The following is a 26142-nucleotide window of genomic DNA, read 5'->3' on the forward strand; positions in this document are numbered from 1 at the left end:
AGTGGTTGCCGGATGCGGCATAACTGCCTTATTCGGCCTACATCGCTGGCACATCTTTTTTAGGCCGGATGTCGCTGACGCTTATCCGGCCTACATCTACATCATGCCGTCATTAAATAATGCTGACAGTCCGCTGCGGCGTTCAGTGCGGGTAGCAATGGCGCGGCTCAATATCCGCTCATCGGCATACAGCGACAGGCGGCGGCGCGCGCGGGTAACGGCGGTATAGACCAGCTCGCGGGTAACCACGGGTGAATGCTGGCTGGGTAAAATCAACGCCGCGTGGTCAAACTCAGATCCCTGCGATTTGTGCACCGTCATCGCCCAGGTGGTTTCATGTTCAGGCAAGCGGCTGGGCTGCACCGATTTGATAGAACCATCCGGCAACGCAAACCACACCCTCAGGCCCTGTCCACGGTCAAGGGCAATGCCGATATCACCGTTAAATAATCCCAGCGAACTGTCATTGCGCGCGATCATCACCGGCCTTCCCTCATACCAGCGGCTATGCGTCGAACGATGAATTTTACGTTTTTGCGCCATCACCTGCTCAATGCGTTCATTCAAACCACTAACGCCAAACGGACCTTCCCGCAGGGCGCATAGCAGTTGATACTCATTGAAGGCCTGAATGACAGCCCCCGGCTCCGCACCCTCGTGCAACAAATCCAGGTAGTGCCCATATCCCGCCAGCGCCTCATCCAGCATCGCGGCATAATCCTCGCTGCTGTGTAGCGTGCGTTTTTCGATGTCGCTAAATCCCTGCTGGAACACCGTTTTTATCGCAGTTTTGTCGCCGCGATTAATCGCCGCGGCCAACTGACCGATTCCGGAATCGCTGCCGAAACGGTAGCTCTTTTGCAGCAGGCACAGACTGTCGCGCAACGCTGCTGCCTGAATTCCCGAACCGGCAGGAATAGCGCTCCCGGTCAGGCGACTGAGCTGGCGGGCGCGTTCCGGGGTAAACCCGTCACCGACGAAAGCACAGATATCCCCCAGCACGGCCCCCGCTTCGACGGAAGCGAGCTGGTCGCGATCGCCCAGAAAAATCACCCGTCCGTGCGGCGGCAGCGCATCGATAAGGCGCGACATCATCGGTAAATCAATCATCGAGGCTTCATCCACCACCAGCACATCCAAATGCAGCGGGTTTCCCGCATGATGACGCAGGCGCTGACTGCCAGGCTGAGCGCCTAATAATCGATGCAGCGTACTGGCGTCATCGGGGATGCGTTTCTTTTGCTCATCGGTTAGCGGTAGTTCTCGTAACGCCGCGCCTAGTGAGGCGGTCAGGCGCGCAGCCGCTTTTCCCGTTGGCGCCGCCAGTCGAATACGACAGCGCTCACCGTCGGCCATTTGAATCAACGCCGCCAGCAGCCTTGCGACCGTTGTCGTTTTTCCCGTCCCCGGTCCGCCTGAGATCACCGATATCCGGCGGGTGAGCGCAACAGCAGCGGCTACTTTTTGCCAGTTAACCCCCTCCGATGGCGGAAACAGCGCCGCCAGCGTGTGGGTCAGCCGTTGTTCATCCACTTCAATAGCGTGGTTCACTTCACTGAAAAAGCGAGCTACCGTACGTTCGTTGTGCCACATCCGGTTCAGATACAAGCGATCGCCGTACAGCACCAGCGGCGTGGGTTGCTCGCCACGGCTTACCGCACTGGAAGCCAGCAGACATTCCGCCCAGTCTTCTGGTTCGCCCGTTTCAGCGAGCCAGGCGCTTAACAGAGGATGCGCGTCCTCGCTCAGAGATAACCGTGAAAGCGGTAAGCAGACGTGCCCTTCTCCCGCTTCACGACTGAGCAACGCCGCAGCCAGCGCAACGGCAGGGTTGTCACTTCCGGCAACCGCCAGCGCGAACTGAGCATCCAGAGGCCGGAGCTGTTTTTGCTCAACAGCCTCCAGAAATCGTTTCTGGATTGTCATAACATCGTCTCCTGCACCGCACCGGCAAACATCTCGTCCATCAATGCAATCAACTCTCCGTCAGGTCGGGTCGCGTAAATTCCCTGCTGCGGATTTTCACTGTCAACGCCGCGCAGGAAGAGATAGATAACGCCGCCAAAATGGCGTTCATAATCGTAATCAGCAATGCGATGGCGTAAGTAGCGATGCAGCGCGAGGGTATAAAGTTGGTATTGAAGGTCGTAGCGATGCGCCTGCATGGCAGAGGCCATTGCCTGCTGCGTATAGGCGGAGCTGTCTTCACCCAGCCAGTTCGATTTGTAATCGAGCAGGTAATAACGCCCCTGGTGGCGAAATACCAGGTCAATAAAACCTTTCAGCATGCCGCGAACCTGCATAAAGTCCAACGCAGGGCACCCCGCCGAGAGCGGATCGTATTGGCGAATTAACGCATCAAGCTGGTTGGCCATCAATGGCTGCGAAATCGGCAGATAAAACTCCATCTCCACCTGTTTTTCACGCGCGGATAGCTGGCTCAAACTCACGCCCGTCTCGTTGAGAGGCGCCTGCAAAATGGCGTCCAGCCATTCGGTCAAAACCGGCGTCCAGTGCGCGTCATAACCGCCCAACGCCAGTTGCTCCTCGACCCAATGCGGATCCACCGGTTGCGTAAAATCGAGATTTTCAAACAGGCTATGCAAGAACGTACCCGGCGAAGCGCCACGCGGGAACTGGTGCGGTGTGAGTCCTAGTTCTTCAATAACCTCACCGACGCCTGCGGCATCGATATCCAGTCTTGGGATCAGATCCTGCGCGATACCCTGTCCACGCTGTTGCAAACCGGAATAACTGGTCACGCGCCAGCTATCACCGGGCTTACGCTGCAGTATTTTCGCACTCAGTTCGCTGCTAACAGCCTGCGCAACCTGCCAGGGTTCACCGTCAGGCTGCGCGGGAGTCTGGCAAGCAATATCGTTGCTACAAAGCGCTTCAATCGCGCTACGCAGACCCACGGCATCCATCGGCTCACCTTTTTGCAACAGGCGACCAAGGGCGCTCTGATGCACATCGGTATCCCCTTTTTTATCGCTCCGACGTCGTACCAACGGCGCAACGCCAAGGCTGCAATGCCATACCGAACGGGTTAGCGCGACATACAGCAAACGCAGATCTTCCGCCAGACGCTCTGCTTCGGCTAGCTCAACGCTCTCCTCAGCATCGCTGAGATCCAGCACGGCTTCAAAAGAGCTACGATCGTGGTAGAAAGCCTGATCCTGAACGCGGAAATTGGTGATAAACGGCAGCCAGACCAGCGGATACTCCAGCCCTTTCGATTTATGGATGGTGACGATTTTGACCAGATGCTTGTCGCTTTCCAGCCTGAGCTGCTGGCTGGACGCGTTGCTGTCGGGTTCAAGAATATGCTGGGACAACCAGCGCACCAGCGCATGCTCGCTTTCCAGCTGCGAGCCCGCTTCCTGCAACAGTTCGCTGATATGTAAAATGTCGGTCAGTCGACGTTCGCCTCCCGCCGTCGCCAGCAGGTTCTCTGCAATCTGTCGAGCCGTCATCAGCGCACGTAGCATCGGCATCACGCCGCGTTTATGCCAGATCTGACGATAGCCGTCGAATTCTTCGACCACCGCATCCCAGGCATTCTCGTCGGTATTTAACGCTTCAATATCCTGCGCATTCAGCCCCATCATTGAGGTCGCCAGCGCGCTACGCAACGTGTTCTCACGTTCCGGCGTCATCACCGCCTGCAGCACCCATAGCAACTCCTGCGCTTCCAGTGTTTCAAATACGCTGTCACGGTTGGAGAGGTAGACAGAGGGAATGGCCAGTTGCGTCAGCGCATCACGGACCAGCGCCGCTTCCTGGCGGCTACGCACCAGTACGCTGATATCTGACGCGCGTACCGGGCTGGATGCTTTGCCACTGACCAGTTGCGCTGCGCCAGAATGCCCGGCTTTAAGCCAGTCGCGAATTTGTGTGGCGCACACCTGGGCCATGTAGCTCTGATAATCGCCTACGCCGCAACTTTCTCCTTCCATCAGCCACATACTCATAGCTGGCTGCGTTTCGCCGTGCAAAACAAACCGTAACGCCTGGTTTTTTTCTGCGGATTTTACCGGGCTGAAAGGGATTTCGCGGAACATAAAGGCGTCGTCCATCTGGCTGAAAAGCGTATTCACGCTATTGACCATGCCGGGGGCCGAACGCCAGTTGGTATCAAGCGTATAGTGTGCGCTGACTTCGCTGCGCGCCTTCATATAGGTGAAGATATCCGCGCCGCGAAACGCGTAAATTGCCTGTTTCGGATCACCAATTAGCAGCAGTGCGGTATCCGGCTGATGCTGCCAGATCCGACGAAAAATACGGTACTGCTGCGGATCGGTATCCTGGAATTCATCGATCATGGCGACCGGGAAACGAGTACGAATAGCCGTCGCCAGCGCATCGCCGCTTTCACTGCGCAACGCCGCATCCAGACGGCTGAGCATATCGTCAAAACCCAGCTCGCCGCGGCGACGTTTTTCCTCGGCAACTGCCGAGCGGATCTCCGCCAGCGCCCGGGTGATCACCAGATCGCGGAGAGTTAACGGTTCGCTAAGCAGTTCATCAATAGCGACAAACAGCGGATGCTGAGGGGTTATCCCGCCCGCTTTGGTTCGCTCTTCCAGAAAACGCTGTGAGAATTTCTCCAGCGCGTCAGGAAGCTGGTAACTTTGTGTTTCTTCCTGCGCCCACGCGCTGATCTTTTCGATCCACTTGCCCTGATTACCGCGATTAAATTTACGCCGGTCAATTCCGGAGGCTTCCATCAGGCCATCCAGCTCATCAACAGAATCACGCCATTGCTGCTTGATCTGGTTAATGCGCGCGAGAATTTGTTCATGCCGGGAGGCCAGCGTTTCGTCATCAGACGGTGGCGCCTTGATAACCGGCGCTTCCCCCTGCAGATAGCGATCGATATCTCTCAGCAGCGCTTGCGGTCCTTTCCACGTTTCAAAAACCACCTGCGCAATGTCGCGGGGCAGCGGGTAGCAGTGCCGACGCCAGAAGTCCGCGCAGGCCTGATAGCGCAGCAGCGATTCATCTTCTATCAGTTGCTGTTCGAACAGCATGCCTGACTCAAAGGCATTGAGACTGAGCATACGCTGACAAAAGCCGTGGATGGTAAACACCGCCGCTTCATCCATCTGTCTTTCAGCCAATAGCAGCCACTGCGCGGCCTGTTTTTTATCGGCAATTTCATCTAACAAACGGGCATATAGCGGGTTGTCGGTGGTTTCACGCAGGCAGGCAATTCGCAGTTCATGAATATTGCTACGAATTCGACCGCGCAACTCTTCGGTAGCCGCCTCGGTGAAGGTGACCACCAGCAGTTCTTCGACGGTCAGAGGACGAGGAAAGGCGGCAGAGCCGCCCAGTCCAAGCAGTAAACGTAAATAGAGGGCGGCGATGGTAAAGGTTTTACCGGTGCCCGCAGAGGCTTCAATCAGGCGCTCGCCCGTCAGGGGCAAGCGCAGTGGATCAAGGGACTCAGCGGCATCATTCATTCTTATCACTCATCAGGGGTAAGGTTTGCTGCAACGCGCTGACGGTCTGCCACACTTTCCAGCCTTCCGGGTGCACATATTCTGCTTTCCCATTCTGACTGCCGGAAACCTGTGACAATATCGCCATGCCTTGCGGCTCAACCACCGCCTGATGGAAGAAGTCGGCAAGTTTTTGCGGCGTCAGCAGTTTAATCTGAGCCACTATTTTATCACGTGAATCGAAGCGCATATTGCCGCGATCAAAATCTTTGCTTAACTGTGAGGCTTCTGCCCCCAGCGTTTGCGGCGCCTGCAGCATTTGCGCAATAATCGCCTGCTGAATTTGCGCGAACTCTTCAGGTTTCATCGCCCGCAGCTTCGCTTCCGCCGTCGGGAAGAACGCTTTATAACGCTCCCAGAGGTAAGACGGCTGCTTATCACTGCTTTGCAGCAGGAACCCCATTCCCCACTGACGGCCAACACTCATCGGGAAAGCAAATACGGCGTAGCCTAACTGTTCTTCAGTACGCAGCTGATTGTAGAACCACGGCTGAACAATCTGACCTAACATAGCGCTGTAGGCTGAACTGGCGTATTCATCGTATCCGGTTGGCACAAATACCGCCGCCAGCGCTGAATCCGTGCTGCTGCCTGCTTTTTCAAAGATGACGGACTGCTTCTTGTCCACAACCACATCTTTGTTGCGACACCACTGTGACCCGTTCGCACCAAGCTGTTTTTGGATATCCCGCGCCATGCTCGTTGTCTGAGCTTCGCTCATATTGCCAATGACCAGGAATTCAGGTCGCGCACCGGTTTTTAAAGCGTCGCGGTAGGTCATCACCTCTTTCAGGGTGATGGAAGGCAGCAGCTTACGGCGCTCGTCGCGGGAGAAGTACGGCACCTGAGAAAGCATCTGCACCGGCATAATAGCCTGATCGTAAGCTTTACCCTTTTCTGCGGAATCCATCATCTGGGCATACCAGGATTTCGCCTGTTCCAGCTGTTCGTCCGTTGAGGTATAGCTGAAATAGCCGCTCAGCAGCGCCTGAAAAAGCTGCGGCAAACGTTGGGTGTAGCCGTTGGCGTTAAGCATCAACCCATTGTTAGCGTTGGTAGAGAAACCAATTCCACCTACCGATGCCTGGTTACTTAACTGATCGAGCGCAATCCCTGCCAGGTAATCGTTCAGGGCGAATAAGACCTGGTTGCGGGCGCTGTCCATGGCTTTCGGGTTACGCAGGATCACGCTGACGTCAGCCTTCGGCTCGCTGGCAAAATACTGGCTCGGGGCATACACCACGCGTAAATCCGGCTCATCAACAATCAGCTCTGGGTGAGCATATTTTTTATCCGTCTTAATCAGCGTGAAATCATCCGGAATGTAGGGGTTCAACTCCGGTAACGACAGCGCAATGCCCTGCGCTTTTTGCTGCCAGTCGGCAAAGGTTTTGTCGCTGATTTTATCCACCTGGTAAGGCGCATCGACAAAATAAGCGGTTTTATTATGTGGCTCTTTCGCGCTGATATACCAGATACGCGCATTCTGCGGCGTCATCATTGCCAGACGTTGCTCAACGGCTTTCGCATCGTACTGATCAGCAATATTCACCGCATCCAGCGTATGCTCGACAGGAACGCGGATCATGGTATCAGCCAGCCATTCCACATAGTCCATATCACGGGTGATGGAGGGATAACGGAAATCGAGATCCAGCACGTGCGCCAGCTCGTCAAAATAGCGTTTATCGACACCTTTCTCGCGTAACAAATTGAGGTAGCTAAAGATTGCTGCGACAACTTCATCGCGGTTCGCCAGCCCCTTGTCGGTTAACGTCGCGGAAATGGCTAATACGCCGCTGTTCCCGTTGACTACCGGATCGGAGTCTGCGCGAATACCTTCAACCAGGCCCTGCTTTTGCAGCCAGTCAGACAACGTGCCCGGGCTACGATTGCCAATCAGGTAGGTCACCAGTTCATCGGTTTTACTGCGGAACTGCGCGCTGTTGTTATCGATACGAAACTCGACGCGCAGCACTTTACGCGGCATTGCCGGAACATAGTGGATGATGATGCCCTTTTGCGCATCAGTGACGACCGGGACGCTAATCTCAGGCTTTGCGATATTCCTGTTCGGTACGCGCCCAAAGGTGTCAGCCGCTATCCGCGCCAGCTCTGGCAGCGGTTTATTGCTATAAATCACCGCCTTCATCAGGTTCGCAGAGTAGTACTTTTCATGAAATTTTTGTAATGCTTGCAGCACCGGGTTGCCCGGTTTATCGCTTAATGTCTCAAGATTCCCGCCAGAGAAACGCGAACCTGGGTGCGCCGGGTTGATCGTCTCAGCGCTCACCTGCGCCATACGCATCCCGTCTCGGGTACGCGCCAGTGTCAGCTCGGAGTTAACCGCGTTACGCTCGCGGTCGGCATATTTTTTATCCAGCAATGGATCGGCAATAGCATCCGCCAGGCGATCCACCGCCCCCACCAGCGCGTCGTTTTCGACTTCAAGATAGAAGGCCGTACGATAAGGCGCAGTGCTGGCATTGTGGCTACCGCCGTGCATTTTCAGGAATTCAGCCAGGCTGTCCGGCTGTGGGTATTTTTTCGAGCCCATCAGACACATGTGTTCGAGATAGTGCGCCAGCCCCTGATGATCGTCCGGATCTTCCAGCGAGCCCACGGGGACTACCAGTGCAGAAAGGGATTTCACGGCCTGAGGATCGGATACCAGCAGCACAACCATGCCGTTATCAAGGCGCACAGCCTGATACTGACGGGTGTCTTTATCGCTTTTACGGATGGTTTCAGCTAAAGGCTGCCAACCGGTATCTGCCTGACTTACGGGAACCCAAAGGGCGACGAACAACAGTAATGCGCTGAACCAGGTGCTGCGGGGCATTCACAAACCTCATCATTAACGAATTCACCTGTTCACTACAAACCACGCATAAATACATGATCTGAACAGGGCAAGACTATGTGCTGAACGAGCCAGCATCTTCTCTTTGTAAGAATCAGTCCGTGACAGAATGCGCATCATAGTGGAAGCCATCGAATTGCGCAATTTTTATACAATCATCATGACTGATTAAAGCGAAAAATCGGTAACAGGTAGCGCTGAGACTGTAAAACAATAGCCTCCAGCGTATCAGCATCCAGTTGACGCCAAAGACGCTGATACCAGATATCATCACCTTCGCCACGTACCATCATGTTGCCTTCATAGGCTTGCAGAAACTTACTACGCGCTTTTTGCAACGTTGCATCGTCATCTAACATGGCATCATTTGCGGCGTCATAACAGGTTTTTATCCATGCACCACCGCTTTCGGGTAATACCAGCAATGGTGACGACATGCCTTCCCGATACCCCTCAATGAGTTGCGACAGGTACAGCAACGCCTGTTCTGCATCCAGCGGCGGAAAACGCCATTCTCCGTCTTTACGCAGGAACAATCGGCTCTCTCCCCTACCGCCACTGGCACAATAGACAAGATGTTCCAGCCAAAGTTGCACACCCTGCGCAATGCTTATCAAAGATGGGCGCCAGCGCAACAAACCGTCTTCTTGCACCTGCGGCAGCCAGCCGGTGATTTGCACGCCGTGACAGTTAAGATCGATTTCCATGCTCTGACAGGGCTGACGACAGGCGATAATGCGTTCAGCCAGCGACTGCATTTCCTGACGCTGCGTATCCCACAGAATTTCGCCAAACGGCCCATAGGGTAGCGCGCCCGCCGCACGAAAACGGCGGAACAGTCGTTCAGCATCGTTCTCTTCAACCAGCGTATTAAGCAATTGCTGATTAAGCTGGTAGCGGGTCAACCCTTCAAGAGTGAAAGGTTCCGTATCCGGGATCTCACTCTCTTCAGAGCGGAAGTTGACCCTTAAACGCATCTGGAAAAAGGCGCGTACCGGATGTGCCCAAAATCGCTGCAGCGTTTCCAGCGTTAGCGTTTCTGGCATTTCAAAGGGCAGAGGCTGCACAAAATCCGTGTGCGCTTTTCCTGACAGACTCGCCGCAGGCAGCCATTCCCGGGCATAGCTTTGCTGTTCGCCCGGCAAATAGTTTTGTGCATCAAAGGGCATACGGGTATGCAAACGGGTTATATGCGCTTTTACCCTTGCCTCGCTTTGATCGCAGGTCAACGATTCATCGCCCGGCAGATAGTGGCTTTGCCCGATGTAGTCCATCAGTTCTTGTACCAGCACCGACGGGAAGCGCTCGCTGTTATCCTGAATAGAGCGGCCAATGTAGCTGATGTAGAGCGTCTGCTGTGCCGAAATTAATGCTTCGAGGAACAGATAGCGGTCATCATCGCGACGACTGCGATCGCCCCGCATCGGTTTTTGGCTCATTAAATCAAAGCCCAGCGGCGCAAGTTGACGCGGATAAACCCCATCGTTCATACCCAGCAGGCACACCACTTTGAACGGAATGGAGCGCATCGGCATCAGCGTACAAATGTTAACGGGCCCCGCCAGGAAGCGTTGGCTGATGCGTTCCTGGTCAAGGCGCAGGGCTAGCTCATCACGCAACAGAGAGAGCGGTATAGCATCGCCGTACTCGGCCCCTAAACCTTCGGTAATAATGGCCTGCCACTGCTGTTCAATCAGCGTCATTGCCGCTTCGGTGTCCGCGTCCGGTAGGAAGAAATCATTAAGCATTTCCCGACAAACGGGTAGCCACTCTTCCAGCGGACGTTCCTGCGCTAACCCTCTACGCCAGAGATTAAGCTGCATCAGCAACGAGGCCAGATGCCCTACCAGCTCGGCAATCAGGCCGCTGGACTCATCGTAAGGCAATACCGATTGCCACTCGCCCTGCGAGCTTTCCATCGCGTAGCCGAGCAGCATACGCGTTAAACCAAATTGCCATGTATGCTGACCTGTCGGCGGAAGTTCCAGTTCACGCACGTTATCGTCGTCAATTCCCCAACGAATCCCGGATTCATTGACCCATAAGCGAAGATAGCGCAACCCTTCTTCATCAATGTTGAAACGCGCCGCCAGCACGGGAACATCCAGTAACGCCAGGACATCCTCTGAGACAAAACGGCTATCCGGCAGCGACAGCAGGCTGATAAAGGCCTGTAAGACGGGATGAGACTGGCGTGCCCGACGGTCAGATATTGCATAAGGTAAGTAACGCTCGGCTGGCGCGCTACCAAAGACCGACTGAATGAATGGGCTGTAGCTGTCGATGTCCGCCACCATCACAATAATATCGCGCGGCGTCAGCGTTGGGTCCGCTTCCAGCATGGCCAACAGCCGGTCATGAAGAATTTCCACCTCGCGCTGTGGGCTATGGCAGACATGAAAAGTCACGCTGGTGTCGTTCAGCTCAAGCCGGCGTTTATTGTCGCTACGGGAATATTCTTCCAGCGTAACGCCCGCCACGGCATGACTTTCAAGTTCCAGAATATCCGATTGAATATTATGCAAAAGGTTGTCAGGCGTAATATCGACAAACGCATCCAGTTCCTGACTGTTTTCCAGCTCCGAAAGCAAATAAATGTAATCACGCCCCAGCTTGCCCCACGAGGCCAGCATCGGGTTGCCCACATCCTGTTCGCCATCGCTGTTAAATAATCCTTCGGCTTTCTGGTTATCACGAAACAGCGGCAGATGCCGTTCTTCAAAGCTGTGCCGACGCTGACGAGCCATCAGCTTCGCCAGCCAGGCAGGATCTTTAATGTCGCCCCAATAGTAGCGACAAGGGTTGGTAAATAGCAGATGAATATCAATGTGCTTACCCAACGCCTGCAAGGCCTGCAGGTAAACCGGCGGTAGCGCCGAAATTCCGCAAATAAAGACGCGAGAAGGCAGCCCCTGCGGACATTCAGACGCATTTTCCAGGGTCTGAATAAATCGTTGGTATAAATTGGCACGATGCCAGCGCGGCTGGCCCAATTCCGCGGTGTATTCCACCAGCGCTTTCCACAACGGCGCCTGCCAGGCCTGAGACTCGCCGAGCCCCTCAACCAGTCGCCCCGATTCCCACTGGGTCAACCAATCAGGGCGGTAGACCAAATACTGGTCGAAAAGGTCAGCCGCGCGCGAGGAAAGCTGAAAAAGCTTACGTTTATCAGTATCGTCCGTCAGATAGTGGCGTAGCAATGCGAAGTCATCGCTATCCAGCAATTGTGGCAACAGCGTCATCAACTTCCAGCTCATACTCTGTTTGCTGAACGCACTCTCTTTCGGGATATCCGGCAGCACGCGCACAAACATATCCCAGATAAAACTCGCGGGCAGCGGAAAATCGATATTGGCGGCAATACTAAACTTCTGTGCAAGAGTCATTTGTAGCCACTGCGCCATACCGGTACTTTGAACCAGGATCATCTCAGGTTCAAAGGGATCGTCCAGCCGCTCGCGCTCAACGATAAATTCCATTAACGCTTCCAGCACATCCAGACGGTTGGAGTGGTAGACCCTTAACATAGCGACTCCTGACTACTGACGATTCGGGCAATGCAGACGCGTCATCTGACCCTGCCTGCCGAGGGGTGAAGAAATTATAACGTTGATGCTGACACATCCCGCTCTCGTTGTCTGCATTCGGTTAACCTGCCAGTTCACAGGCGATGAAAACGGGTACAGCTGGGTTTGCTGCCAGGCGTGGCGCCAGAGTTGCTGATATTGGTTTCTGATGATAAAGCTGTTCATTAGTACCCGCTGGTATCCTGACAACGCGGTCACAATCATGATCATCAGTACCATTGCCAGCATCACTTCCGGCAGACTAAAGCCACGCTGTCTGTTCAGGGGATCTGGCATAACGTCTGCTCCTTTAGCGGACAAAAATCGCTCCAGCCACGCGCCGAAAATTCTATGTTGCCATCAATAACCGCCCCCTGACGCCATAACGATATCCCTTCATAGTGGGCAATAAGCAGAACAAAATTATTGGTAAGCAGGCGCAGGCAAACCGCGGCATCCTGCGTGGGAACGCGCCGACACTGTACAGGGGGTTGTAAGCGCCAGGGCTGCATACGCCCCCATTCCATCGCGGATTGCACTACCGCCTGACGCTGCAGCGCCTGACTTTGTGTGACCACACGCGCAGCAAAACTGGCCTCCTGTCTGCTAACGCCTTGCAGCAGCAGACTACCGAGCACCAGCAGCAACAGGACCATTGCCAGAGAAGATACGCCTCGCTCACGGTTCACAGGTTGAATCCCGTAACGCTGTAGACCGCTTCAACAACTTTTTGTGGTTGGTCATTGCTCACTCCACGCAAACGCAGCGTAAGAAGCGGGGAATATCCGCTGAAATTCAGCCTTTCAACCTGGAATGCCTCAATCTGCATCGTGGCCGGATCGGTCATTTTCTCCCATCCTTTGCCAGTGCAGCCGGTGGCTCCACGCACGGTTTCCAACACCTTGTCCTGTAAACGAAACCCAATAGAATCAGCCTCTTTCACGGGACTGTTTTCCCAAACGCCATTGCTGTTGGCATCCCAGCGGGCAATAACACAGTCTCCCTTAGCCGATATCACCAGTCCCTCTCCGACACAGTTTCCCCGGCAATACCCCGCCCGCTGAAGATGCTTCGCCACGGTGTAGACCCGCTGCCATATTTCATCTTCCAGTACTAACTGGCGTGTGTTACGCAGAATCTCTCGCTGTAGCGCCGGTAAAAATCGTGCTGAGCTAAGCAATAAAATACTGCTAATCGCCATGGCAATGAGCATCTCCAGCAGTGAAAATCCCCGTTCATTTACTGAAATAATCTGGCCTCATCGCGCTCGCAAAGCCTGATTCGCCCCCAGCCAGACACCACCACGCGCCATTCCCCACTCGCATTTTTCAGGCGTATATGTCCGGCCCATGCCGTATTGCGCAGTCCAAAAAAGGCCAGTGAAGGTGTTATCTCTGCCATTTCGACGTCGTCCCAGAGCGGTGTAAAAACCAAAGACGAAGCGGGTCGACACGTGGTTTGCGAAGCCGCAGAGCTGACAAAACACCATGATGTGCCATCCCGAATCACGCTTATCACGTGATCGCGGTTACGCCAGTTAGCATCTTCACGCAGTTGCAGCAGGTAGTCCCGCACCTGGCAGGCGGTCTGCCACAGCCGCTGTTGCTGCTGCCAGCGCTGCCAACCATACAGCCCAGATGCACCAAGCGCCGCGACAATCAGCATCGCAATCAGGGTTTCGAGAAGCGTGTAACCTTGTTGTTTTTTCATGTCGCCAGTATGGCGTGAGGAAAATGAATAACGAGCGGGAAATTCGGTTTCTACGGCGAGCTATGGGGAATATTTAGCGCGTTACAGGCCGTTGCAATATTTCAGGAATCCTCGCCGAAGAACGCGATTTGAGACAAAAAAAACCGACGCACATGGGCGTCGGTTGTGACAGCATGAAACAGGTTAGATAGCTACCGGTGCTTTAATACCCGGGTGCGGATCGTAGCCTTCAATTTCGAAGTCTTCGAAGCGATAGTCAAAGATTGATTCAGGCTTACGTTTGATAACCAGTTTCGGCAGCGCGCGCGGTTCACGGCTAAGCTGCAGATGCGTTTGATCCATATGGTTGCTGTACAGGTGCGTGTCGCCGCCGGTCCAGACAAAATCACCCACTTCCAGATCGCACTGCTGCGCCATCATGTGTACCAGCAAAGCGTAGCTGGCAATGTTAAACGGCAGGCCGAGGAACACATCGCACGAACGCTGATACAGCTGGCAGGAGAGCTTGCCATCCGCCACGTAGAACTGGAAGAACGCATGGCACGGTGCCAGCGCCATTTTATCCAGCTCACCGACGTTCCATGCTGAAACGATGATGCGGCGAGAGTCCGGATCATTTTTCAGCTGGTTTAGCACGGTGGTGATCTGGTCGATATGGCGACCATCTGGCGTAGGCCACGCGCGCCATTGTTTGCCATAAACCGGGCCTAAATTACCGTTTTCATCCGCCCATTCGTCCCAGATTGAGACGTTGTTTTCATGCAGGTAGGCAACGTTAGTATCGCCCTGCAAGAACCACAGCAGCTCATGAATGATCGAGCGTAAATGGCAGCGTTTAGTCGTAACCAGCGGGAACCCTTCCTGCAGATTAAAACGCATCTGATGACCAAAAATGGAAAGCGTTCCGGTTCCGGTACGGTCGTTTTTCTGTGTGCCTTCATCCAGCACTTTTTGCATCAGTTCTAAATACTGTTTCATGGTTCCTCAGGAAACGTGTTGCTGTGGGCTGCGGCGGTACGCCCAAACCATCATAATAATGCCTGCGACAATCATCGGGATAGAGAGGATCTGCCCCATGCTGATGTACTGTACCCAGGTGCCGGTAAACTGCGCATCCGGCTGGCGGAAGAATTCAACAATAATACGAAACGCGCCATAACCAATCAGGAACAGACCGGATACCGAGCCCATCGGGCGCGGTTTGCGAATGTACAAGTTCAGAATGATAAACAGCACAACGCCTTCCAACGCCATCTCATAAAGCTGTGAGGCGTGGCGTGGCAGCGAGCCGTAGGTATCAAAAATAGACTGCCATTGCGGGTTAGTTTGCAGCAGTAAAATATCTTCGGTACGGGAGCCCGGGAACAGCATGGCGTACTTGAAGTTCGGGTCAACGCGTCCCCACAGCTCACCGTTGATAAAGTTGCCCAGACGCCCTGCACCAAGGCCAAAGGGAATCAGCGGGGCAATGAAATCAGAAACCTGGAAGAACGAACGCTTAGTGCGTTTGGCGAAGATAATCATCACCAGGATCACACCGATAAGTCCACCGTGGAAGGACATACCGCCGTCCCAGACGCGGAACAGATACAGGGGATTATCGAGGAATAACGGGAAGTTATAGAACAGCACGTAACCAATACGCCCACCGAGGAAAACCCCGAGGAAGCCCGCATACAGTAAGTTTTCTACTTCATTTTTGGTCCAGCCACTGCCCGGACGATTCGCGCGGCGCGTCGCCAGCCACATCGCGAAAATAAACCCCACCAAATACATTAAGCCGTACCAGTGAAGCGCGACGGGTCCGATTGAGAAAATGACCGGATCGAAATCCGGAAAATGCAGATAGCTACTGGTCATCTGTCACCACAAGTTCTTGTTATTTCGCTGAAGTCAGACAGCAATTGATAAGCGCGCCTGCATAATGCAGGCGCTCCAAAGGTGCGAATGATAGCACAAGGGGTTAGAAGCGGATGCCGGGAAGATGTAAAAGATCTGTATAGGTAATCTCTATCCCCCGTAATACCTGATAGCGCTACGCTTGTCAGACCTACAATCCCCCGCGAATCAAGCCCCCCATGCCACGACGCTCCATGAAGGCCGCTACCTGATGGCGTACTTCTGTTGCCATCTGTGCCTCCAGGCTGCGCTGCGCCAGCGTTTGCGCCTCATCAAAATCGATATGACGCAGCAGATATTTTACGCGAGCGACAGAACGACCGTTCATCGACAAATGACGGAAACCGAGACCGATCAGAATAGCCACGCACATCGGGTCGCCCGCCATTTCACCACACAGGCGCAAATCGATACCGCTTCTTTCGGCTTCCTGCGCAATCATCGCCAGCGCACGCAACATCCCCGGATGCAGGCTGTCATAAATGCTGGCTACCCGTGTGTTGTTACGATCGACGGCCAGTATGTACTGGGTAAGGTCGTTGGTTCCGACCGAGATAAAGTCTATCCGGTTTGTCAGATGCGGCAGCATGAACACCATCGACGGAACTTCCAGCATGATGCCAATGCGCGGTTTCGGGATCTCGTAACCGATCATCTCCTCCACTTCGCGTCCGGCGCGTTCAATCAAACGTCGCGCTTCGTCCACTTCATCGATGCTGGTTACCATCGGCAGCAAAATGCTCAGGTTTCCGGTTGCCGCATTCGCACGCAGCATAGCGCGAACCTGGATCAAAAAGATCTCCGGCTGATCGAGCGTTATGCGGATCCCTCGCCAGCCAAGGCACGGGTTCTCTTCACTGATCGGCATGTAGGGCAGCTGTTTATCGGCGCCGACATCCAGCGTACGCAGGGTCACCGGCTTGTCGTTAAACATTTGCAGCATACCCTGATACTGCGCAACCTGTTCTTCTTCCGAAGGAAATCCGCTTTGCAGCATGAACGGGATTTCGGTGCGATAGAGGCCAATGCCGTCGATTCGGCTACCCAGCTTTTCTTCATGTTCCGGGCTGAGGCCCGCATTGAGCATCACCTTCACGCGCTCGCCGCTTTTCAGCTGTGCTGGCTGGTTGACGTCGTCTTCTGCCAGGCGGCTCAGCTCAATTTCTTCACTGATAAGACGCTGGTATTCCTGGATCAATACCGGTTCCGGATCGACCAGCAGTTCACCGCGATAACCGTCCACCACCAGCGTACGGCGATGCAGCACCGACGGCTGGATATCGGCCCCCATGACGGTAGGGATACCCAGCGCACGCACCATAATTGCCGCATGAGAGTTGGCTGCGCCGTCCCGGACAACCACGCCAACTAACCGGTCCTGAGGAAGCTCCGCCAGCGTGGTTGCTGAAAGTTCATCCGCCACCAGCACAAAGCGTTCCGGCCAGGCATTCGGCCCCTGGATAGAGTCATCAAGGTGGAACAGCAGGCGCTGGCCCAGCGCGCGTAAATCTCCGGCCCGCTCTTTGAGGTAGTTATCGCTCAGCGCGGCGAACTGTTCGGCAAACTTTTCAATGATCGTTTTAACCGCCCACTCGGCCACCGAACCGTTATCCACTTCCGCAAACAGCTCGCGGCGCAGACGGGTATCGGAAAGCAAGTGCGAGTAAAGATCAAAGATCGCCGCCGTTTCTTTCTGCGCCCCAGCGGTAAAACGCTTGCTGTAGCGGCGGAATTCGTTCGCCGCCTCTTCCAGCGCACCGGTCAGTCGCTCGCGTTCAAGCACAGGATCCAGCGTTGAAGCCTGGTAGACCTGTTCCATCAACGGCAGCGTCGCATCCTGCCAACCTTCGGCTATTGCCACACCGGGAGCGGCAGGCAGCGCACGGATGCGCGTTTGACGGTACTGGCCGAACAGCGCGTTTAGCTGCGACTGCGAAAGTATGGCCGCCATTTGCGTGGCGAGCGTGACGAGGAAAGACTCTTCACTTTCATCGTACTGACGCAGTTCACGCTGCTGCACCACCAGCACACCTAAAAGCTGGCGACGCTGAATGATCGGTACGCCTAAGAATGCACGAAAACGCTCTTCTTTTACCGAAGGAATGTATTTAAAGCTGGGATGTTTTTGCGCATCGGCGAGGTTGATAGGTTCCGCCAGCCTGCCAACCAGGCCAACGATACCTTCATCAAACGCGAGTGCGACAGTGCGACCACGTGGTTTTTTTAGTCCCCGGGTCGCCATGAGGTAATAACAACGTCGATCGTGATCGGCCAGATAGACCGAGCAGACCTCTGTATCCATCGCAAGACAGATGTCGGTAACCAGTATATTCAGCGCTTCGTTCAGACGCGGAGCACTGGCCACCTTTTCGACTATTTCGCGCAGGCGGGTGAGCATAATTTGCGTAGCTTAACCTCTTTTACGTCTGTACGCAGGTGCGCTTTGCGGTTTAGGAGTGCTCTCCTGAAGCGCCATGACAACACTTGCGAATTCTTTCATCACCCTGCGATAGACATCGCGTTTAAATGACACCACCTGTCGAACCGGATACCAGTAACTCACCCAGCGCCAGCCGTCGAACTCAGGTGTACTGCTGGTTTGCATATTGATTTCAGCATCGCTGCTGACCAATTGCAGAAGAAACCATTTTTGTTTCTGGCCGATACAAACCGGCTTCGTGTCCCAACGCACCAAACGTTTCGGTAACTTGTAACGCAACCAGTTACGAGTAGAAGCAAGGATCCGTACATCTTTACGACTGAGACCCACTTCTTCAAAGAGTTCCCGGTACATCGCCTGCTCTGCTGTCTCTCCTGCGTTGATCCCACCTTGTGGGAATTGCCAGGAGTGCTGACCAAATCGCCGGGCCCACATGACCTGCCCCTGGCGGTTACAAATTACTATCCCTACATTCGGGCGGTAGCCATCGTCATCAATCACCGGACTACCTCAACATAAACCTTATATACAAACGATTGTTTCACACTCCTGAGGGGCGGTAAACCACTCTGTTAAGGGTGCGATATTCTAATAACAATTGAATAACTCACAGTTAAAGGCCGAGTTATAAACAGAAGAAGGGCAAGCAAGGCGATTTTATTCACCTTTTCTGTGGATATAGTTGTGAAGAAGTACGGAATTACTATGGGAAAACCCAGAACAGTCCGAATAAGACATTCGTCACATATCAAAAATACTCTTATACATTCATAAAGTTAAAACCGATCCACGCAGATAAACACACAGAAATGTGATGTGCATCACGCATACGATCTTCACGCTGATGAAAGATCGACCAGCGTTGGTTTTATCCACAGATTATGCCAATAAGTTAGGCACAATTTGTGTGAAAATTCGATTTTCGTCGCACGTCAAGGCTGTAAATTGAAACAGTAGTGGGGGTTTTTCACAGTTATCCCATCTTTCTGTGGATAACATGGTGTAAGATCCTGTTCATTGTCAGTGACCAGAATTGGAAAACCCGCTTCGCTGTTGCGCAACTCTGCGAACGTAAATCTAAAAACCAATATAAATCATAGAATTGAATAAAGCATGTGGAAAAAGATAAACTCTGTCCACACGGTATAAAATCATTGCTCATTTTTTCACCTAAGGGTTAACCCGATGCCAGAACTCCGTCCGTTACTTTCTCCCCCTGAATCTGAAGCCCAGTTGCTGAGCCAGGCACGGCAACTTTCGGGCTACGCGTTAGGAGAATTAGCGGCAATGGCGGGAATCGTTACGCCGAAGGATCTTAAGCGCGATAAAGGCTGGATTGGCGTCCTGCTGGAAATCTGGCTCGGTGCCAGCGCGGGCAGTAAACCAGAGCAGGATTTTGCGGCGCTGGGCGTGGAGCTGAAAACGATCCCTGTGGACAGTCTTGGCAGACCGCTGGAAACCACCTTTGTGTGTGTGGCGCCGTTAACCGGCAATACCGGCGTCACCTGGGAAACCAGCCATGTACGGCACAAACTCAAACGTGTTCTGTGGATCCCGGTAGAAGGCGAACGCAGCATCCCTCTGGCTGAGCGCCGCGTCGGCTCTCCCCTGCTGTGGAGCCCGAATGAAGAAGAAGACCGGCAATTGCGTCTGGACTGGGAAGAGTTAATGGACATGATTGTGTTAGGACATGTCGAACGCATCACCGCTCGCCATGGGGAAGTACTGCAACTGCGTCCTAAAGCCGCCAACGCCCGCGCGCTTACCGAGGCCATTGGCGCCAACGGCGAACCCATCCTGACCCTGCCACGCGGCTTTTACCTGAAAAAGAACTTCACCCGCGCATTGCTTGAGCGACATTTCTTGTTCCAGGCGCAATAGGCACCGTCCGGCCTTTCACCCGCCGCGTTACGGGCCTATAATTACCGCTTCTTTTTTTTGGCAGGACTTTGTTCGATGTTATTTGCATGGATAACCGATCCTAACGCCTGGCTTGCGCTCGGTACGCTGACGCTGCTGGAGATCGTTCTTGGGATCGACAATATTATTTTCCTTTCTCTGGTTGTAGCCAAACTCCCGACAGCGCAACGCAATCATGCCCGACGTATTGGGCTGGCGGCGGCGATGATCATGCGTCTGGCACTGCTGGCTTCTATCGCCTGGGTAACGCGGCTGACAAACCCGTTATTCGAGCTGTTTGGCGAGGCGATATCAGCACGCGACCTGATCCTTCTGCTGGGGGGATTGTTCCTGATCTGGAAAGCCAGTAAAGAGATCCACGAATCCATTGAAGGTGAGGAAGAGGGGTTAAAAACCCGCGTATCTTCTTTCCTGGGCGCGATTGTACAGATCATGTTGTTAGACATTATCTTCAGTCTGGATTCCGTGATTACTGCGGTTGGTTTGTCCGATCATCTGTTTATCATGATGGCGGCGGTGGTGATTGCCGTAGGCGTGATGATGTTTGCTGCTCGCCCGATTGGTGAGTTTGTCGATCGCCACCCTTCGGTAAAAATGCTGGCGCTCTCGTTTCTGATTCTGGTCGGTTTTACGCTGATTCTGGAAAGTTTCGACGTCCACGTTCCAAAAGGATATATCTATTTCGCCATGTTCTTCTCTATCGCGGTAGAGACCCTGAACCTGTGGCGTAATAAAAAAAATCCGCTCTGATGAAACCCATCGCTCCCCGCAAGGGGAGCGAATGCCAGCCACACCTACCCCTTCTCACAGTTTAAGATTTTACTGCTTTCACCCTGCACAACTTCGCGTTATTACTAAACTATTGTCAGACGCAGACCATGTGAGGATAAGCAGATGAAAAAATGGGCAGTTTTGATTTCCGCCGTAGGACTGGCTTTTGCCGTTTCCGGATGCAGCAGCGATTATGTTATGGCGACAAAAGATGGTCGAATGATCCTGACCGATGGAAAACCAGAAATTGACGATGATACTGGTCTGGTGAGCTATCACGACCAGCAGGGCAATGCGATGCAGATTAACCGCGATGATGTGTCTCAAATCATTGAACGCTGATGGTTGAGGTCAGCAGCGCGCTGGCCTTAACAATTTTACTTCCCTTTTTCTCTTCCCTCAGCCATTTTTATAATCCTTATGTCGTGATTATAAAAAGGAAACGGCTATGCAATATCACCGTATACCCCACAGCTCGCTGGAAGTCAGTACACTGGGGCTGGGCACAATGACGTTTGGTGAACAAAACAGCGAAGCCGACGCACATGCACAGCTCGATTATGCCGTAGCACAGGGCATTAATTTGATCGACGTTGCCGAGATGTATCCGGTACCGCCGCGTCCTGAAACCCAGGGTCTCACCGAAACCTACGTAGGTAACTGGCTCGCCAAACACGGTAGCCGCGAAAAGCTGATCGTTGCGTCTAAGGTCAGCGGACCATCACGTAACAACGACAGCGGCATTCGACCGAATCAGGCGCTGGACCGTAAAAATATCCGTGAAGCGCTGCACGACAGCCTGAAAAGACTGAAAACTGATTATCTGGATCTGTATCAGGTTCACTGGCCGCAGCGCCCGACCAACTGTTTTGGTAAGTTAGGCTACAGCTGGACAGACTCCGCGCCGGTCATTTCCCTTCTCGATACGCTGGACGCACTGGCCGAGTTTCAGCGCGCCGGGAAAATTCGCTACATCGGCGTTTCTAATGAAACCGCGTTTGGCGTGATGCGCTATCTACACCTGGCGGACAAACACGATCTGCCACGCATCGCCACCATCCAGAACCCCTACAGCCTGCTGAACCGCAGCTTTGAGGTTGGACTGGCTGAAGTGAGCCAGTATGAAGGCGTTGAGCTGCTGGCTTACTCTTGCCTGGGCTTCGGTACGTTAACCGGGAAATACCTGAACGGCGCGAAACCTGCCGGTGCACGCAATACGTTGTTTAGTCGTTTCACGCGCTACAGCGGCGAGCAGACGCAGAAAGCCGTTGCGGCCTATGTGGATATCGCGAAACGCCATAATCTGGATCCTGCGCAAATGGCGCTGGCATTCGTGCGTCGTCAGCCGTTTGTCGCCAGCACTTTGCTGGGCGCCACGACGATGGAGCAGCTAAAAACCAACGTTGAAAGCCTGCATCTGGAGTTGAGCGAAGAAGTACTGGCAGAGATTGAAGCGGTGCATCAGGTGTATACCTATCCTGCACCGTGACGATTAGCGCCTGATGGCGCTACGCTTATCAGGCCTACAAAGTGAGCATCCTGTAGGCCGGATAAGGCAACGCCGCCATCCGGCAACAGCATACAACAGACTATTGGCGGCGCTGCCAAATCCACAGCGCCGCAATCGCCAGCGCAAACAGCGCACCAAATCCAATACCAATCGCAACTGCCGGGATCCCCACCAGCACCGCCAGTGAGTAAATCCCCAGCATCAACAGCATCGCGCTGTTTTCACCCAGGTTTTGCACCGCTATCGCATTACCCGCGCCGACGCTTTTCTTACCCCGTTCCTGCAGCAACGCATTCAACGGCACCACAAAGAAGCCACCCGACACGCCGATAAGCATCAGCAATGCGTAGGCCGGAAGCAGCGAATGTTGAAGAGAGAAAATCAGCACCACGACGCCAATCAGGATCCCCGCAGGCATACAGCGCGACACGGTTTCCAGCGTTACCAGCTTCGCTGCCGCACCCGCACCGACCACAATCCCGATTGCTACCATGGCATTGAGGTAGGTCGGTGTGGCGTTATCGGTGATGCCGAGCGCCACCGGGACCCACAGCACCAGCAGAAAACGCAGCGTAACGCCCGCGCCCCAAAAAAGGCTGGTTCCCACCAGCGAGAAACGCGTCTCGCCATTACGCCACAACGATGAAGCAGCACAGAAGAAACTGCGCGTCATTTTCCCCAGATGCCAGGACTGGCCAGGACGAGCCGCGGCCAGTTTCGGGATATACAGGTTAGCCACCACCGCGCCAGCATAGGCCAGGGCACAGGCAGAAAGCGCGGCAATCACGTGCCAGTCGGCCAGAACGCCGCCGGCGACAGAACCGAGCAAAATCGCGGCAATGGTGGAGGCTTCCATCAGGCCGTTAGCCTTCACCAGTTTGTCGCCGGTAGTCAGTTCACCGAGAATGCCGTACTTGGCCGGTGAATATGCCGCCGCGCCGATCCCCACCAGCGTATACCCAAGAAACGGATTAATACCGAAGCAAATACTCGCCGCGCCCAGCAGTTTCAGAGCGTTCGCGAACATCATCACTCTGCCTTTGGCAAAGCTATCCGCCACCTGTCCCACAAAGGGAGCAAACAGAATGTAAGCGCCCACAAACACCATTTGCAGAATTGGCTGACTCCAGTCCGGATAGAATTGTTCTTTCAGCAACGCCAGCGTAGCAAACAGCAACGCATTATCGCCAAACGCCGACAGAAACTGCGCGGCGATAACGGACATCATCCCTTTGGACCAGATTGAAGTGTTAGTGTGCACTGACTCACTCATGTTGTTTTTCCGGCTCATCGACCCAGCTTTTCAGCGTAACAAAATCCGGCTTACCGCTGCCGAGTAAGGGGAGTTGCTTCAGATGGCGAATATCACGCGGTACGGCGAGTTCAGGTACACCGTGCGCCCGCGCATACTGCTGTAGTTTTTCACGTGTCAGTTCGCTGTCGGTAGTGAACAGCACCAGCGCCTCACCTTTGCTGGCATCACTCTTGATCGCCGTGGCGTGCATTTTGTCTGCAGATACCGCCAACGCAAGTTGCTCAACCATTTCCAGCGAAACCATCTCTCCGGCAATTTTAGCGAAACGCTTAGCGCGCCCCTGAATCTGTACAAAGCCGTTTTCATCAAAGCGCACGATGTCTCCGGTGTCATACCAGCCGCGCTCAATCTCACCTTGCGCATTCTCTGCTGTCGGCACTTCCAGCACGCCAGGTTTTTCGACGCGCAAATAGCCGCTCATAATATTAGGACCTTTCAGTTGTAAACGCCCACCGTCCTCAATTCCCGGAACGGCCAACAGTCGAGCATCCATACCAGGCAAGATGCGCCCTACCGTTCCCGATTTTGCCGCCATTGGTACGTTAATCGACACAACCGGCGCACATTCCGTCACGCCATAGCCTTCAAGAACGCGCAGGCCAAATTTCTCCTGCCACAGCTGCTTTGTGCTGTCCTGAAGTTTTTCCGCTCCCGCCACCACATAGCGCAGGCGGTGGAAATCGTACGGATGCGCAAAACGCGCGTAGTTGCCGAGGAACGTTGAAGTACCAAACAACACGGTGCAGTTCCGGTCGTATACCAGCTCTGGCACAATGCGGTAATGCAGCGGGCTGGGATAAAGAAACACTTCTGCGCCAGTCAGTAGCGGCGTGAATAATCCCACCGTCAGGCCAAAGGAGTGGAACAGCGGCAGCGCCGACATAAAACGGTCATCGGCGGTGAAATCGGCAATCGTTTTGATCTGCTCAACGTTCGCCAGAATGCTTTTATGACTGTGAACCACACCTTTCGGATGGCCTTCTGAGCCAGAAGTAAAGAGGATCACCGCAGCGTCTTCCGGCTGCTGCTTCACCTGCGCCAGATGAGGTGCCAGCAGATGTGAGAAAATCCACAGCTTATCGCTGAAGGTCACATCAGCTTTTAAGTCTTCCAGATAAACCCAACGCACCTGGGTGAGCTGTTCCGGTAAATGCCAGAGTTTGCCTTTATCGAGAAACTGTCGGGATGTGAAGATCGTTTTAATTTCAGACGCAGTAATGGCGCTGGTTAATCCTTTCACGCCCGCGGTGTAATTCATCATGGCCGGAATGCGTTGACGCGCAATGGCGCCAAAAATAACCGCCGCGCTGATCCCCGCGTTTGGCAGCATCAGGCCGATTTTTTCACCTTCGACGCTGTATTTTTCCAGAATACGGGCCACAAAGAGCGTCTTTGTCAGCAGTTTGCGGTAGCTGTCCGGGGTAAAGTTAACATCTTCAATGCAGTTTTTGCCTGCGCCAAAACGGTATTTCGCCGCCAGCAGCGACTCATATAGCGTTTCACGCGGACGAACCGCCATGCGTGCTTCCATCATAATTTGATGCAGCATCTCTCCGGCAATTTTGCGGCGATCGCGAGCACGCGGTGCTTCCGGCATCGGCAGTTGTGTCGGCGGTAGGATATGTAAGCGGATGCGCGGGAAGAATCGCTGTTTAACCAAACCTTTCAGGCGGCTAAAGCGGGAAAGCTCCGCGCCTTCAATGCGCACAGGAACCACCGTCGCCCCCGACTTTGCGGCGACAAACCCCGCGCCGTCATAAATTTTCATTAACGAACCGGACGTCGAAATACGTCCTTCCGGGAAAATAACCACCGGACGGCCCTGTTCGACCAGACGAACCAGATGTTTAATCGACATCGGTTTGGTTGGATCTAACGGTACGAAATCAATCAACGGGGTTAGCCAGCGCATATACCATTGCTGGCTGATCGAGGTGTAAACAGCGAAGACGGGACGAATCGGTAAAAAGAGCGCCAACAGGATGCCGTCTATAAATGAGACATGGTTGGGAGTGATTAGAACGCGTTCTCCCTGTAGCGCGCTGACATCGCCCGTGACGCGAACGCGGAAAAGCACGCGAAACAGATTACGAAAAAAGCCAAATAGCATCTCAACTCCCTGTGCCATTAATTATATAAACATCAATGGTGGGAGAGTATACGAGTTGGGGAATGGGCGCGACAGGTAACTGGTAAATACAATCCGAAAAAAAACCTGCGCATCCGCGCAGGTTGGTGCAAGAGACAGGTACGAAGTGCGTACCGAATAATCTCACCAATCAATACCTCTGGGATCTTGATTGTGGTCGTCAGCAGCCAGATACGCCAGTGCGAAAACGCAAAGGAATGAACCCAAATGCAACGAGTTGTGTAAATTATCGGTTACTGTTACAGATAGGCTGAAGGTAAAAAAAAACCTGCGCATCTGCGCAGGCTGGTGTAATTCTAGTGATCAACCCGAAAGTTGATTTCACCTATCAATACCTCTGGGATCTCAACTCTAGCAATCTGCTCAGTTCCCTCACCAGCGAACAATCGCAACAGCACATCGCAAAGTGTAAGCAAAAATTAGCATTTTCTATTTTCTGTCTTACTTCGCTCGTGTGCGCTCACATTTGCGACGTTCTGACGGGCAATCTGC

General features: G+C 53.8%; 18 protein-coding genes. 4 read left to right on the plus strand and 14 right to left on the minus strand.

The features are described from left to right. Nucleotides 1-96: 96 nt before the first annotated feature. The 12 genes from recD to rppH all read right to left on the minus strand — a co-directional run bounded on the left by recD (nucleotide 97) and on the right by rppH (nucleotide 18486). Nucleotides 97-1926 carry an exodeoxyribonuclease V subunit alpha gene (gene recD / locus OGY13_RS20835; protein ID WP_103284769.1) on the minus strand — a complete coding sequence of 610 codons (1830 nt, stop codon included), beginning with the start codon at nucleotides 1924-1926 and terminating at the stop codon, nucleotides 97-99. Then, a complete protein-coding gene (recB, locus tag OGY13_RS20840; protein WP_213752981.1) occupies nucleotides 1923-5468 on the minus strand; it encodes an exodeoxyribonuclease V subunit beta in 3546 nt (1181 codons plus the stop codon). The genes recD and recB overlap by 4 nt, the downstream gene beginning before the upstream one ends. Beyond that, nucleotides 5461-8349 carry a pitrilysin gene (gene ptrA, locus OGY13_RS20845; protein WP_198801788.1) on the minus strand — a complete coding sequence of 963 codons (2889 nt, stop codon included), beginning with the start codon at nucleotides 8347-8349 and terminating at the stop codon, nucleotides 5461-5463. Before ptrA ends, recB begins: the two co-directional genes overlap by 8 nt. 179 nt (nucleotides 8350-8528) lie before the next feature. Continuing rightward, nucleotides 8529-11897 (minus strand): exodeoxyribonuclease V subunit gamma, encoded by a 3369-nt coding sequence (recC, locus tag OGY13_RS20850; protein ID WP_213752982.1) that lies wholly within the window; start codon nucleotides 11895-11897, stop codon nucleotides 8529-8531. Between the two features lie 12 nt (nucleotides 11898-11909). Next, nucleotides 11910-12233, minus strand: coding sequence for a prepilin-type N-terminal cleavage/methylation domain-containing protein (locus tag OGY13_RS20855; protein WP_008785708.1), 324 nt, complete (start codon nucleotides 12231-12233; stop codon nucleotides 11910-11912). Further along, nucleotides 12218-12625 (minus strand): DUF2509 family protein, encoded by a 408-nt coding sequence (locus OGY13_RS20860; protein WP_213752983.1) that lies wholly within the window; start codon nucleotides 12623-12625, stop codon nucleotides 12218-12220. The genes OGY13_RS20855 and OGY13_RS20860 overlap by 16 nt, the downstream gene beginning before the upstream one ends. Beyond that, a complete protein-coding gene (locus OGY13_RS20865) occupies nucleotides 12622-13185 on the minus strand; it encodes a prepilin peptidase-dependent protein (protein ID WP_008785710.1) in 564 nt (187 codons plus the stop codon). The genes OGY13_RS20860 and OGY13_RS20865 overlap by 4 nt, the downstream gene beginning before the upstream one ends. Continuing rightward, the gene (locus OGY13_RS20870; RefSeq protein ID WP_213752984.1) at nucleotides 13176-13646 is read right to left on the minus strand and encodes a prepilin peptidase-dependent protein; all 471 of its coding nucleotides are present in this window, start codon (nucleotides 13644-13646) and stop codon (nucleotides 13176-13178) included. The genes OGY13_RS20865 and OGY13_RS20870 overlap by 10 nt, the downstream gene beginning before the upstream one ends. A gap of 183 nt (nucleotides 13647-13829) precedes the next feature. Continuing rightward, complete coding sequence (gene thyA, locus OGY13_RS20875; RefSeq protein ID WP_003033990.1) at nucleotides 13830-14624, minus strand: thymidylate synthase; 795 nt, start codon at nucleotides 14622-14624, stop codon at nucleotides 13830-13832. A gap of 6 nt (nucleotides 14625-14630) precedes the next feature. Continuing rightward, nucleotides 14631-15506: a prolipoprotein diacylglyceryl transferase gene (gene lgt, locus OGY13_RS20880; RefSeq protein ID WP_003825606.1), complete on the minus strand. Its 876-nt coding sequence runs from the start codon at nucleotides 15504-15506 to the stop codon at nucleotides 14631-14633. 190 nt (nucleotides 15507-15696) lie between these two features. Continuing rightward, nucleotides 15697-17943, minus strand: a complete 2247-nt coding sequence (gene ptsP / locus OGY13_RS20885; RefSeq protein WP_003825604.1) for a phosphoenolpyruvate--protein phosphotransferase — start codon at nucleotides 17941-17943, stop codon at nucleotides 15697-15699. Between the two features lie 12 nt (nucleotides 17944-17955). Then, complete coding sequence (gene rppH, locus OGY13_RS20890) at nucleotides 17956-18486, minus strand: RNA pyrophosphohydrolase (RefSeq protein WP_003825602.1); 531 nt, start codon at nucleotides 18484-18486, stop codon at nucleotides 17956-17958. A 684-nt stretch (nucleotides 18487-19170) separates the two neighbouring features. On the opposite strand from rppH, the gene mutH reads away from it, so the two are divergent. The 4 genes from mutH to OGY13_RS20910 all read left to right on the plus strand — a co-directional run bounded on the left by mutH (nucleotide 19171) and on the right by OGY13_RS20910 (nucleotide 22165). Further along, complete coding sequence (gene mutH, locus OGY13_RS20895) at nucleotides 19171-19866, plus strand: DNA mismatch repair endonuclease MutH (RefSeq protein ID WP_003033965.1); 696 nt, start codon at nucleotides 19171-19173, stop codon at nucleotides 19864-19866. 75 nt (nucleotides 19867-19941) lie between these two features. Continuing rightward, nucleotides 19942-20655 carry a TerC family protein gene (locus OGY13_RS20900; protein WP_003033961.1) on the plus strand — a complete coding sequence of 238 codons (714 nt, stop codon included), beginning with the start codon at nucleotides 19942-19944 and terminating at the stop codon, nucleotides 20653-20655. Between the two features lie 144 nt (nucleotides 20656-20799). Next, complete coding sequence (gene ygdR / locus OGY13_RS20905; protein ID WP_000758660.1) at nucleotides 20800-21018, plus strand: lipoprotein YgdR; 219 nt, start codon at nucleotides 20800-20802, stop codon at nucleotides 21016-21018. Between the two features lie 106 nt (nucleotides 21019-21124). Continuing rightward, nucleotides 21125-22165: an NADP(H)-dependent aldo-keto reductase gene (locus OGY13_RS20910; RefSeq protein WP_213752985.1), complete on the plus strand. Its 1041-nt coding sequence runs from the start codon at nucleotides 21125-21127 to the stop codon at nucleotides 22163-22165. 100 nt (nucleotides 22166-22265) lie between these two features. Here the strand turns inward: OGY13_RS20910 and lplT are convergent, their stop codons facing one another. Further along, nucleotides 22266-23459: a lysophospholipid transporter LplT gene (lplT, locus tag OGY13_RS20915; protein ID WP_048236702.1), complete on the minus strand. Its 1194-nt coding sequence runs from the start codon at nucleotides 23457-23459 to the stop codon at nucleotides 22266-22268. Continuing rightward, on the minus strand, nucleotides 23452-25611 hold the full coding sequence (gene aas, locus OGY13_RS20920; RefSeq protein WP_213752986.1) for a bifunctional acyl-ACP--phospholipid O-acyltransferase/long-chain-fatty-acid--ACP ligase: 2160 nt from the start codon (nucleotides 25609-25611) through the stop codon (nucleotides 23452-23454). The genes lplT and aas overlap by 8 nt, the downstream gene beginning before the upstream one ends. Nucleotides 25612-26142 lie beyond the last annotated feature (531 nt).

The sequence above is a fragment of the Citrobacter sp. Cpo045 genome, from assembly GCF_030332875.1.
GTDB lineage: Bacteria > Pseudomonadota > Gammaproteobacteria > Enterobacterales > Enterobacteriaceae > Citrobacter > Citrobacter portucalensis.

Coding starts and splice junctions, on each gene's coding strand:
- recD (WP_103284769.1), bottom strand. CDS start 1,926: ATGACAATCCAGAAACGATTTCTGGAGGCTGTTGAGCAAAAACAGCTC.
- OGY13_RS20855 (WP_008785708.1), bottom strand. CDS start 12,233: ATGCCAGATCCCCTGAACAGACAGCGTGGCTTTAGTCTGCCGGAAGTG.
- OGY13_RS20870 (WP_213752984.1), bottom strand. CDS start 13,646: ATGAAAAAACAACAAGGTTACACGCTTCTCGAAACCCTGATTGCGATG.
- aas (WP_213752986.1), bottom strand. CDS start 25,611: ATGCTATTTGGCTTTTTTCGTAATCTGTTTCGCGTGCTTTTCCGCGTT.
- lgt (WP_003825606.1), bottom strand. CDS start 15,506: ATGACCAGTAGCTATCTGCATTTTCCGGATTTCGATCCGGTCATTTTC.
- recB (WP_213752981.1), bottom strand. CDS start 5,468: ATGAATGATGCCGCTGAGTCCCTTGATCCACTGCGCTTGCCCCTGACG.
- thyA (WP_003033990.1), bottom strand. CDS start 14,624: ATGAAACAGTATTTAGAACTGATGCAAAAAGTGCTGGATGAAGGCACA.
- lplT (WP_048236702.1), bottom strand. CDS start 23,459: ATGAGTGAGTCAGTGCACACTAACACTTCAATCTGGTCCAAAGGGATG.
- ygdR (WP_000758660.1), top strand. CDS start 20,800: ATGAAAAAATGGGCAGTTTTGATTTCCGCCGTAGGACTGGCTTTTGCC.
- OGY13_RS20900 (WP_003033961.1), top strand. CDS start 19,942: ATGTTATTTGCATGGATAACCGATCCTAACGCCTGGCTTGCGCTCGGT.
- OGY13_RS20910 (WP_213752985.1), top strand. CDS start 21,125: ATGCAATATCACCGTATACCCCACAGCTCGCTGGAAGTCAGTACACTG.
- ptrA (WP_198801788.1), bottom strand. CDS start 8,349: ATGCCCCGCAGCACCTGGTTCAGCGCATTACTGTTGTTCGTCGCCCTT.
- recC (WP_213752982.1), bottom strand. CDS start 11,897: ATGTTAAGGGTCTACCACTCCAACCGTCTGGATGTGCTGGAAGCGTTA.
- mutH (WP_003033965.1), top strand. CDS start 19,171: ATGCCAGAACTCCGTCCGTTACTTTCTCCCCCTGAATCTGAAGCCCAG.
- ptsP (WP_003825604.1), bottom strand. CDS start 17,943: ATGCTCACCCGCCTGCGCGAAATAGTCGAAAAGGTGGCCAGTGCTCCG.